The organism is Pseudomonas sp. UBA3149 (assembly GCF_002364655.1).
GTDB classification, from domain to species: domain Bacteria; phylum Pseudomonadota; class Gammaproteobacteria; order Pseudomonadales; family Pseudomonadaceae; genus Chryseomonas; species Chryseomonas luteola.
Genome location: NZ_DEYV01000027.1, coordinates 183440 through 194071, shown reverse-complemented (window position 1 = coordinate 194071; position 10632 = coordinate 183440). Strand labels below are relative to the sequence as shown.

Here is a 10632-nt window from a genome sequence, read left to right as displayed (position 1 = left end):
GCTACTTCAGACCTTCCCTAAAGGGCGTGCAGCTGAGCAGGCGACCGCCAATCAGCAGTGTCGAAATATCACTGCAGGCGTTGCCTCTGACGCATTCCGTCAGATTTTTTATGATATTTCCGTCTTCAGTTATCCCGGCATCTGCCGATAGCCCTTCCGCATAGATAGATAGGCTGGCCCAAAAAAGAACAAACACACCAGCTGAGTGACTCAAAACGACATTTGACGGAAGGACTTATGAATAGCTGGTTTGGGAATATCAGCGTTACGCGCAAGCTTACGCTGGGGTTCGGTGTGGTACTGGCATTGACGCTGTTTCTTGCCTGGAGCGGCTGGAGTGGTTTGGGAAGCGTCATTCAGCGAAGCCTCTGGATGACGGAGATTTCCAAGCTGAACAGAACGCTGACAGACCTGCGTATCGCACGCCTGCAGTTCATGCTGGCGAATGGGGATGAAACCAGCACCGAGCGGTTGCAGAAGAACTTGGGTATCTACCTTGAGCAGCAAAAGAAGCTCTTGGGTAGCTTTACCAACCCGGCCAATGTTGTGCTGCTGAAAAAGCAGGACGGCATCAACGGCGATTATCAGAAGTCCCTGGGCAACATGCGTGACGCATACAAGGTTGCGAATTCGGCTCGTGAGACCATCAAGAGCGAGTCGGCTGACGCGGCCAAGCTGATCGACAAGATGACCAATAGCGTCCTGCTGCTTCCCAGCTATGATGACCGTCGCTTCTCCCAGTTTCAGACTATCTCAAAGACCAAGGAAGACTTGCTGAAAACGCAGTTCCTGGTCAGTGTCTATGCCGCTAATTCAACGTCCGAGAATGAACAGGCACTGCGTGCCCAGATCGAGACAACGGGCAAGGGCATTGATCACATGATGTCCGTGTTCAAGGATGAGCTGAGTTATACGGCCCAGCAGGTAAAGGACTCGCTGAATCGCTATAGCACGGCTGTCGCCGGCTACAAGAAGGCCAATGCGGATATTGCTCAGGCTCGTAAGGAAATGACCGATCAGGGCAATGAGATCGTCAAGATCAGTGAGGAGTTGTATCAGTTCCAGCTGGATCGTCTGGCAATTGAAAGCAGCCATGCGCGTCAGCTGCAGATCGGCAGCACGATTCTGGCTCTGCTCTTGGGTGTACTGGCTGCCTGGGTGATTACCCGCCAGATTACCCAGCCGTTGAAAGAAACACTGGGTGAAGTTCAGCGTATTGCCTCGGGTGACCTGACGGCTTCTGCCCGTGTTACCCGCCGCGATGAGCTGGGTGTTCTTCAGCAGGGTATCCAGAGCATGGGCAATACACTGCGTGAGCTGATTACCGGTATCCGCGATGGTGTGACCCAGATCGCCAGTGCTGCCGAAGAGCTTTCCGCCGTGACCGAGCAGACCAGCGCAGGTGTAAACGGCCAGAAGAGCGAAACTGATCAGGTGGCTACCGCCATGCATGAAATGGCCGCGACCGTACAGGAAGTAGCCCGTAATGCCGGTGATGCGTCCACGGCTGCCAGCGAGGCGGACAAGCAGGCCCGCATGGGTGACAAGGTGGTCAACGAGGCGATTGTACAAATCGAGCGTCTGGCTTCTGAAGTAAACCGTTCTTCCGAGGCCATGACCAACCTGCAGAAGGAAAGTGACAAGATCGGCAGCGTGATGGATGTCATCAAGTCTGTTGCTGAGCAGACCAACCTGCTGGCGCTTAACGCTGCTATTGAGGCCGCGCGTGCTGGTGAGGCCGGTCGTGGATTTGCGGTGGTGGCGGATGAGGTTCGCGGTTTGGCTCAGCGTACTCAGAAGTCTACAGAGGAAATCGAAGGGCTGGTGGCTGGATTGCAGGTTGGTACGCAACAGGTCGCGTCTATGATGAACGATAGCCGCAAGCTGACTGACAGCAGCGTCGAGCTTGCCCGCAAGGCAGGCGGCTCGCTGGAAAACATCACTCAGATGGTGTCCAACATCCAGTCGATGAACCTGCAGATTGCGGCGGCGGCTGAACAGCAGAGCGCCGTGGCTGACGAGATCAATCGCAGCATCGTCAATGTTCGCGATGTGTCCGAGCAGACGGCGGCGGCAAGCGAAGAAACCGCGGCCTCCAGCGTTGAGCTGGCGCGCCTGGGTAATGAGCTGCAATCCATGGTCAGCCGCTTCCGCGTCTGATCCTCTCTTCAGTGCACGGTACTCGCCGTGCACTGACTCTCCAAGCGGACATATCCAGCTCAGCGCTGTTGGCTTTACAGCCAGGGTGACTATCCGATTGTGTGCGTCTGTCACGCCCTGGTTGATCCCTGTATCAAAGAGATGCCTGCGCGCAGTGGTCTCGCTACAATAGCCATTCATTTCAATACGCCCACTTATAGGGATAGTGTCTTGGGTCTTGTCTCCTGAGTGCCGACGCTTCGGCTACGCAAGGGAAAAGGCTTCTAGCAGGGATCTCGCTTGGTATGATCGTTGGTATAGACCTGGGAACCACCAATAGTCTGGTCGCCGTCTGGCGTGAGGGTGCGCCGGAGCTGGTCAGGAATGCGTTGGGAGATACGCTTACGCCTAGTGTAGTCGGCCTCGACGATGAGGGGCAGATACTGGTGGGTAAGACAGCACGTGAGCGGCTGCATACCCACCCCACACGAACAGCCGCCCTGTTCAAACGGTACATGGGAAGCGCCCAGGAGGTTCGTTTGGGTGAGCGCACCTTCCGGCCGGAAGAGCTGTCCGCACTGGTGCTTAAAAGCCTGAAGGCTGACGTCGAGCGTCAATACGGCGAGCCGGTGACCGAAGCGGTCATCAGTGTTCCGGCCTATTTCAGCGATGCACAGCGCAAGGCTACCCGCATCGCGGGCGAGCTGGCAGGGCTCAAGGTCGAAAAGTTGATCAACGAGCCGACAGCCGCGGCCTTGGCGTATGGGCTTCACCAGAAAGATAGCGAAACCTCATTTCTGATCTTTGACCTCGGCGGCGGCACCTTTGATGTCTCCATTCTTGAGTTATACGACGGAGTCATGGAAGTACGCGCCAGTGCAGGCGATAACTTCCTGGGTGGAGAAGACTTCGATCTCATGCTCATGGAACGTTTCGTCGCGCTTCAAAGCCAGCAGAGCGGCTTTCCTGCTCTGGAGCAGGTCCGCCAGCCGCTGCGCCGTGAGGCGGAGCGCGTACGTAAAGCCTTGGCGCAGGAATCCAATAGCGAATTTGTCCTGCGGTATAACGAGCAGGAGTGGCGCCAGACGTTTACTCAGGCACAGCTTGCCGAGCTCTTCGCTCCGCTGCTGGAGCGCCTGCGGGGCCCGATTGAGCGTGCACTGCGGGATGCGCGAATCCGGGTGGCTGATCTTGATGAAGTGCTGCTGGTCGGCGGTACGACCCGCATGCCCTTGGTACGCAAGCTGGCAGCAGGGCTGTTTGGCCGTTTCCCCTCCATCAGCCTCAACCCTGATGAGGTCGTTGCTCAGGGAGCAGCCGTTCAGGCGGCCCTCAAAAGTCGTGACGCAGCCCTTGAGGAGGTTGTCCTGACCGATGTCTGCCCCTATACGCTTGGCATCGAAACCTCAATCACGTTTGGTCAGCAGAGTGAAAGCGGGCATTACCTGCCGATTATCGAGCGCAACAGCGTAGTGCCTGTCAGCCGTGTCAGGTCGGTACAAACGCTCCATGACAACCAGAGCAAGGTCCTGTTCAGGATCTTTCAGGGCGAGAGTCGACTGGTGAAGGACAATATCAAGTTGGGCGAACTCGAGATTGATGTTCCTCCTCGCAAGGCAGGCGAGGTCAGCATTGACGTGCGTTTTACCTACGATAACAACGGTATTCTGGAAACCGATGTCACCATTCCGTTGACGGGTGCCAACCATCGGCTGGTCATTGAAAACAACCCCGGCGTTCTGAGCCCCGATGAGATTCAAGAGCGTCTCAAAGCCCTGGAAAAACTCAAGATTCACCCGCGCGACCAGCAGGTAAATACCCATATGGTGGCGCGTCTGGAGCGTCTGTACCAGGAACTGTTGGGCGACGAGCGCGAGACCGCGGGGTATTTGGCTACCCAGTTTCAACAGATCCTGGAAACGCAGGACGAGCGCAAGATCAGTGAAGTGCGCAAGCAGATTGCAGAGCAGCTCGACAGGCTTGAGCGGGGGACATGGTAAGCCCTATGGACTGCTGGGAAATTCTGGGTCTCGATGATGAGGCCGATGAGCGTACTATCAAGCGGCAGTACGCCAGGCTGCTCAAGGTGCATCGCCCCGATGATGATGCCGAGGCGTTTCAGCGGCTGCGCGAAGCTTATGAGGAAGCCTTGAGCTGGGCCAGAGAGCGAACCGTCGAGGAGATCGAGGATGCCCCTTGGCCCTCCATACACACGCCAGAAACCTTTTCCGATGCGCCCATTGAGCCCGTGCTGCCTGAAGACAATAGTGTCTGGCTACAAGCAACCCAGGCTCATGGCTCGGACGAGGTTGAAGAGCCGGCATTCTTTCCAGGTGATGCACCTCGGCCTCGCCCAGCGCCTGATTATCCCGAACCGGCTCTGAATGCCGAGGTCTTGGCCGGACATCATGCCAGGCGTCTGCTGGAGGAAACCGTTGCCGAGAACCTACGTCAGCAATGGGCTCAGGCACAGGAGTTGAACTGCGCAGCTCCATTCCAGGCGGGACTGCTCGAACGCTGTCTTAGGCACGATGAAACCGCGCTTCTGCTCGCTGCGGTTGAACTGCTGCAGTGGCTGACACCCTGGCAGAGTGTCGTGCTCAGCGCCGGTCAGGAAGCCTATTTGACTGCAGAGCTTCTGGGACATCAGCGTGAGCATCTCGATGACCTTGGCGAAGCAGGTAACGAGCTAGGCTTTCTAGCGCAGCTCAGGGTACTGAGCAAGCAACCTTGGGCGAATTCATTCGACAGACAGCAACAACTGCAGGGTTGGGTGCTGGAGATGCTGGACGAGGCCGACTATCTTACCCCTTCATTGTTCGAGGGCGTATGTTGCCTGTTTGGCTGGGATGACCGGAAGGGCATTGTACCTGCGCCGTACGAGACATGGTGTGCCCTGGTAGAGCGCTGTGAGCAGGAGGCTTATGCCCTCCGCCTGCAACAGCTCCTTAATGCAGAGCCGACAACCCCTGAGGGACGGGCTGCTCATCTGTTGTTGGGGCCTATCTCTCATTCCGAGCAGATTCGTCTCGCCAAGGCTTTCAAGCCAGAAGACAGAGCGGCGCGTGAGACCCTAAGGGATAGTCTGAATCATCGCTACCCTGGTTTGAAGCAGCGTTTTCCAGATGCGCGACTCGATGCGTTTGTCAAGATAGAACCTAAAGAAGGCAAGCCACTTTCGTATGGCTGGGTATGGGCAGGCGCTGCTCTATTTGCACTTCTTTATACCTTGCCACAGCGGTGGCAGGAAGGGCGTCTTGACATATTTACCTTGTTCTATTCCTTGACGCTTTGGCCGCTTGTTGCCGTATGGGTAACCAAACTACTCACGCGCTTGTGGCGACCGGTAGCCAAATGGCTAGAACCGCTCGATTTGATCCTCACTTATAAGGTGCTACCTGGGCGGTTATTCAACCCAGAAGCCTCGCGCTGGACGCTGCTACGCAACGGTATTCCCCTAGCCGTTATGGCCTTATTTATGGGGCAAAAGGCCGGGCTTATTGCACTTGGAATCATGGGGCTAGTAACTTGCGCCTGCTTTGTACGCCTGCCAGCCGGGAGTACCCCATTCGATGCGCTGGTTGCTTACTGGCGACGCAACGATTTTTCTAAAGTCATTCGACTGATCCTGATTACTGCTGCCTTTATTGTTATGGGCGGTCTGGTAGGCCTTGCTACACGCGGATCGTCCCCAAATCAAAAGGTACCTATTTCATCCAATGCGGTAGAACAGTGCGTCATGCATTCTGCACCTCAGGTAGCAAAGCTTTGTGACAACGCCCAGGATGCGCAGGCTTGTATGTTGAAGCTACAAAAACTTTTCAGTGAGCAATGCAACAGTCAGCAGCCCAGGCCAACTGTCAAAAATAGCGCATCAACATAAGGCTGGGCTCAAGAGGCTCAGCTTTAGGAAAGGTTTATGGACCACCCCGCGTTGTGTCATTGGCGCGGGGCTTTTCATCGTTAGTATAGTAAGCAGGTTAAGGCGCTAAGCTCTATACGAAAAGTCTTCGAGCGAAGGTCAGGCGAGGCAGGAATCGGTAAGGAGGCGGAGTTTACGTGTTGTAAATGAGCATTCCAAATCGGTTTTTAACGAAGCACCACCGAGCGCAGGTACTTTTCGTATAGAGCCTAGAGTAGTTATTCAAGGAGTAAAGCCAGCGCACTAGACATCCTGATATTGAAATTTATAAATACGATGCGTAAAGTAGTTACTTCATTTGCTCATGGTTGCCATTCTGTAGATTCACTTGGGCAGCCGTGAGCTTAGGCTTTTGACGAAGCGTCACATTTATTCGTTGATATTGAAGTATTTAAATGAGCAAATCCATACTGCAAACTACCACGCTAGGCCCTTATACACTTAAGAGTCGCATTGTATTACCGCCATTGACTCGTTCGCGTAGCACCCAGCCAGGCAACATACCCAACACGCTAATGGCAACCTATTACCAGCAGCGGGCTAGCGCAGGGTTCATGGTCACTGAGGGAACACAGATCGAGCCTCGTGGCCAAGGTTATGCCTGGACGCCGGGCATATACTCACCTGAGCAGATCGAGGGATGGCGACTGGTAACCGACGCGGTGCATAAGGCAGGCGGTATTATCTTCGCTCAGCTCTGGCATGTAGGCCGTGTATCGCATACATCGTTGCAGCCAGAGGGGGCCGCGCCTGTTGCGCCCTCAGCCATAGCCGCTGAGAACGTCAGCGTATTCATCGAAACCGGTCCTGGGACTGGAGTCCTCAGTGCACCTTCAACGCCTCGTGAGCTCAGTACGGCTGAGGTAAAAGAGCTGGTCCAGTTTTACGCGCAGGCAGCCTGTAATGCATTGGACGCTGGTTTCGACGGAGTTGAAATACACGCCGCCAATGGATATCTGATCAATCAGTTTATCTCGGCGCACAGTAACCAGCGTACCGATGAGTATGGCGGTTCGCTGCACAATCGTTTGCGTTTCCTGCGGGAAGTTACCGAAGCAGTTGCTGCAGTGGTTGGCAAGGATCGAATGGGCGTACGTTTTGCTCCGCTCTTTGAGACAACGGATGAGGCGCGGGTGTATCTGGGGCTGGTTGAGGAAAATCCTCAGGAAACCTACCTGGAAGCCATTAAAGTGCTTCAAGATGTAGGAATAGCCTACCTGTCAATTGCCGAGGCAGACTGGGATAACGCACCAGAGCTTCCCGATGATTTCCGTAAGGCGGTCCGCAACACGTTTAAGGGCCGTATCATCTATGCGGGACGCTATACATTGGAGCGTGCGGAGCGAGTGCTAAAGGACGGGTGGGGCGATCTGATTGCGTTTGGCCGTCCTTTTATTGCCAACCCCGATCTGCCTGAACGGATTGCCAATGATTGGCCGTGGACTCCAGTGGATCCTGCCACGATGTATGGGGGCACAGAGGTCGGCTACATAGACTATTCTCGATACGAGTCCTGAGAAATTGTTCAAATACCCCTTGGTAAAAATGCCAAGGGGTTCCGCTGTGATAACATTGACTGGCTGTTTACTATAAAGGAACCGTTACCGGATACCAGCAATGAGTATCGATGTCAGCTTGGCGCTTAAAGCGCTCGATAATCCTACCCGTCTCAAGATCCTGAATTGGTTGAAAGAGCCTCGCCGGCACTTTCCAAGCCAGGAAGTTGATCCTGAAACCACTGGGGTATGTGTAAGTATTATCCAGGACAAAGCTGGGCTTTCCCAACCTACGGTTTCGCTGTACTTGAGCACCTTGCAGCGCGCCCAGCTGGTTACCTCTCAGCGTATAGGTCCCTGGACATACTACAAGCGTAACGAGGCGAGCATTGCCTTATTGAAGGAGGCGCTAGGCGAGTTGATCTGATCACGAAGGGCCTGTGTAATCAGTAAGACCTCGCGCCTGATTGTAGCTATGCAAGCCTAGTAGACTGGCCTTTGCGTCTTTATTGATGTTGTCTTCGCGCTATTCAGAGCGCCTTCCTTAAATGCATGTTTGGCCTGCATGCGCTCCTGGTTATCCATAACGCCTTAAGTAGAATCCCTTCTTCCGTGACATTGTCCTGGCGCTGCATTAGAAGCGCTTTGCTAACAGCTATCATGTTTGCCTGATACGTTTTGCTCTGCATTACTGTTGTAGGCTAAAAAGATGGTTACCTATGGTACTGAGATGCCCCTTACAGTAATGTTTCCTGATTGTGCGTTCACATCGTTTTAAGAAGACCAGCCGGGCTGCACAATTACATTTCTCAGAGAATCGGTACTGTAGCCAACATCCATGGAACATGCTCAAGAATAAAAAAGGCAGCCCTAGGGCTGCCTTTTGTTAGCGTATGCCATTATTTCTTTTCGGCATATTTGCTCTGTAGCGTTTTGGCATGCTCAAGGTGCGCTTCCAGTTTAGGCAGTGCAGCCTGCGCCAGCGCTTTCAGCTCCGGATCCTTGCTGGTATTGGCTTCGTTACGGAAGATTTCAATAGTCTGCTCGTGGGCGACGACCTGGTTGTTGGCATAGGCAGCATCGAACGACTCATCGCGTACTTGAAGAATCATCTTCTTGGCCATATCCATTAGCATCGCGTTATCAGCAACTTCCAGCTTTTTCTGCTGGGCCAATTGCTGAAGTTGCTCATTCATCTTGGTATGATCATCGATCATTGACTGAGCAAAGGTCTTGACGTCTTGGGACTGGCTCTTTTCAAGCGCCAGCTTGGCTGTTTCAATCTCAGCAATGCCTTTGGCCGAAGCATCGTCTACGAAATCTTCAGGCGACATGGCCTCAGCTTTCTTGGTATCAGCCGACTGTGCATGGCCGGAGGTGCCGTGTGTGCTATCAGCATGGGTAGCGTTTTGAGCAAAGGCGGTCGCCGTGCCCATTGACAGCAAAAGGGCGCACGTGAAGGCAAATTTTTTAGGCAGTGCTGGGCTCATGGTGATTCTCCTGATCTAGCTTTAAAAAACACCGGATCGCTTGGTGTGCCTGGCGAGGCAGCACTAGCAATTAGTCTCATCTCCGATGATGCTGGGCTTATATAGCCTACTGGTTGTGACTGACATCCCAATCGAGTTGTTCCCAATCCTAAGCAGATCCATGAAAACACTTGTAAAAACGTGTCTCGATATTGACCGTATAAGGCCTCTATGATGAACCGTACCTGTCTGATGCCAGTCGCAAGAAGGTAAGGCTGAAGAAGGCGTCGAGATGAAAAGCGAGATTTCAGCTCAGGAGTTGGGACTGGATCTATATAGTGGAGATGAGAAAGCGCTGTTTGGCTGGTTTCTGGCCAGTTATCTGTTTGGCAAGCGTATTTCGCAAACGATTGCTGCTCAGACATGGCGTTTGATGTTCAAGTCTCACGGCCATGATACGCCGCTAAAAGTATTGGCGTGTGGTTGGCACGGCTTGGTAAGGCTGTTACGGGAGGGGCGTTACACGCGCTATGACGAGTCTACCGCCACGCGGCTACTGGAGGTATGCCAGATACTTCAAGTTGAATACGGTGGCAGCATCATGGAAATCAAGAATAAAAGCGAAGGCCGTTCGGATTTCGAAAAGCGCCTGTTAGCCTTCAAGGGCGTCGGGCCAAAGACGTTGGAAATCTTCATGCGAGACGCTGGACCTGTTCTGTTCCACTAACGAAAAGCGCAAAAAAACGTGTCTAATCGTCCTCTTGTGGTAACCAGGAGCGATCTTTTGAGCCGCGCCTGGTTGCATACAGTGAAATCTCTTATAGATGAATACAGCTGTGCACGGCTTCAACAGGCATGGCGACGTCATCTACGGCGTGGATCATGCCTGTAGCCAACGCTGCTTCGGGGTTAAGGATACGGGGAGAGGCCTTCAGATAATTACGAATGTCCATTCGCTCGCTCGCACCCGCAGTGCGCTCCATGACGATCTCGGCATAGAGGTCGAGGTCATAATCCAGACTCATGGCATATTCAGACATCCGCGCATGGTCAATTGCCCCATGCAAGCTCCAATGAAATGGATGAATCAGAAACTTGCTGTGGCGACAGGCTGTGCGGTGGCGTCCCGCCAGGAACAGAATGTTACCCATGGACTCGACGGTCCCGAGGTTGTGCGTATGGACCGGAATCGGAAGCGATACTAGGAAATTGTACATCGAGAAGCCGTAGCTGCAGTCGCCACCCATGGTCGCAATCTTTATGAGCAGGCTAGAGGCGTCCTGCTGCAGGGCAACGGAGCATTTCTCGATCAGCTGACCACACGTGGTTGAGTTGATAGGGCCAGTGAAATTGATAACGTGTGTGGTCATGATGGGTACGACTCAAGGATTGGGTCTGCGATATTGGCAGCGGCTACTGCCTAATAAGCAGATCGGCATTCTTGGGCAATCCTTGAGCGTTCATGACAGCAGGTAGGCTACCCAGAACATTATTGTTTCTTGAGGCCGCCCGTCCTCTTTTTTATCGATGGGCCTTATGATTGAGATTCCATCGTCAATGAAAAAAGGCGCCCGTGCGGCGCCTTTTTCTTGTAGTGCGGGATTAA

8 protein-coding genes and 1 pseudogene are annotated in these 10632 nt (G+C 53.7%); 7 read left to right on the top strand and 2 right to left on the bottom strand.

The annotated features are described in order from the left end of the window. Positions 1 to 237 precede the first annotated feature (237 nt). The 6 genes and pseudogenes from B3729_RS24830 to B3729_RS17510 form a co-directional block, all read left to right on the top strand. Positions 238 to 1305: pseudogene (locus tag B3729_RS24830) on the top strand (methyl-accepting chemotaxis protein); the annotation flags it as partial. After that, complete coding sequence (locus B3729_RS24825) at positions 1297 to 2160, top strand: methyl-accepting chemotaxis protein (RefSeq protein ID WP_371106396.1); 864 nt, start codon at positions 1297 to 1299, stop codon at positions 2158 to 2160. The pseudogene B3729_RS24830 and the gene B3729_RS24825, both read left to right, overlap by 9 nt. Positions 2161 to 2444: 284 nt before the next feature. After that, positions 2445 to 4139, top strand: coding sequence for a molecular chaperone HscC (locus B3729_RS17525; protein WP_286788559.1), 1695 nt, complete (start codon positions 2445 to 2447; stop codon positions 4137 to 4139). A 5-nt stretch (positions 4140 to 4144) separates the two neighbouring features. Then, positions 4145 to 6022: a J domain-containing protein gene (locus B3729_RS17520; RefSeq protein ID WP_286788558.1), complete on the top strand. Its 1878-nt coding sequence runs from the start codon at positions 4145 to 4147 to the stop codon at positions 6020 to 6022. A gap of 434 nt (positions 6023 to 6456) precedes the next feature. Then, on the top strand, positions 6457 to 7578 hold the full coding sequence (locus B3729_RS17515; protein WP_286788557.1) for an alkene reductase: 1122 nt from the start codon (positions 6457 to 6459) through the stop codon (positions 7576 to 7578). Between the two features lie 100 nt (positions 7579 to 7678). Continuing rightward, positions 7679 to 7984, top strand: coding sequence for an ArsR/SmtB family transcription factor (locus tag B3729_RS17510; RefSeq protein WP_010798560.1), 306 nt, complete (start codon positions 7679 to 7681; stop codon positions 7982 to 7984). 472 nt (positions 7985 to 8456) lie between these two features. Here B3729_RS17510 and B3729_RS17505 read toward each other — a convergent pair whose 3' ends face one another. After that, positions 8457 to 9047 (bottom strand): DUF4142 domain-containing protein, encoded by a 591-nt coding sequence (locus B3729_RS17505; protein WP_286788556.1) that lies wholly within the window; start codon positions 9045 to 9047, stop codon positions 8457 to 8459. Between the two features lie 271 nt (positions 9048 to 9318). Here B3729_RS17505 and B3729_RS17500 point away from each other — a divergent pair, with 271 nt between their 5' ends. Beyond that, positions 9319 to 9753, top strand: coding sequence for a DNA methylase (locus B3729_RS17500; protein WP_286788555.1), 435 nt, complete (start codon positions 9319 to 9321; stop codon positions 9751 to 9753). A 91-nt stretch (positions 9754 to 9844) separates the two neighbouring features. Here the strand turns inward: B3729_RS17500 and B3729_RS17495 are convergent, their stop codons facing one another. Further along, the gene (locus B3729_RS17495; RefSeq protein ID WP_286788554.1) at positions 9845 to 10396 is read right to left on the bottom strand and encodes an ATP-dependent Clp protease proteolytic subunit; all 552 of its coding nucleotides are present in this window, start codon (positions 10394 to 10396) and stop codon (positions 9845 to 9847) included. Positions 10397 to 10632: the final 236 nt, after the last annotated feature.

Excerpts from the sequence above, each read along its gene's own strand:
- B3729_RS24825 (WP_371106396.1), top strand. The coding sequence starts at position 1,297 with ATGGGCAATACACTGCGTGAGCTGATTACCGGTATCCGCGATGGTGTG.
- B3729_RS17525 (WP_286788559.1), top strand. The coding sequence starts at position 2,445 with ATGATCGTTGGTATAGACCTGGGAACCACCAATAGTCTGGTCGCCGTC.
- B3729_RS17520 (WP_286788558.1), top strand. The coding sequence starts at position 4,145 with ATGGACTGCTGGGAAATTCTGGGTCTCGATGATGAGGCCGATGAGCGT.
- B3729_RS17515 (WP_286788557.1), top strand. The coding sequence starts at position 6,457 with ATGAGCAAATCCATACTGCAAACTACCACGCTAGGCCCTTATACACTT.
- B3729_RS17510 (WP_010798560.1), top strand. The coding sequence starts at position 7,679 with ATGAGTATCGATGTCAGCTTGGCGCTTAAAGCGCTCGATAATCCTACC.
- B3729_RS17505 (WP_286788556.1), bottom strand. The coding sequence starts at position 9,047 with ATGAGCCCAGCACTGCCTAAAAAATTTGCCTTCACGTGCGCCCTTTTG.
- B3729_RS17500 (WP_286788555.1), top strand. The coding sequence starts at position 9,319 with ATGAAAAGCGAGATTTCAGCTCAGGAGTTGGGACTGGATCTATATAGT.
- B3729_RS17495 (WP_286788554.1), bottom strand. The coding sequence starts at position 10,396 with ATGACCACACACGTTATCAATTTCACTGGCCCTATCAACTCAACCACG.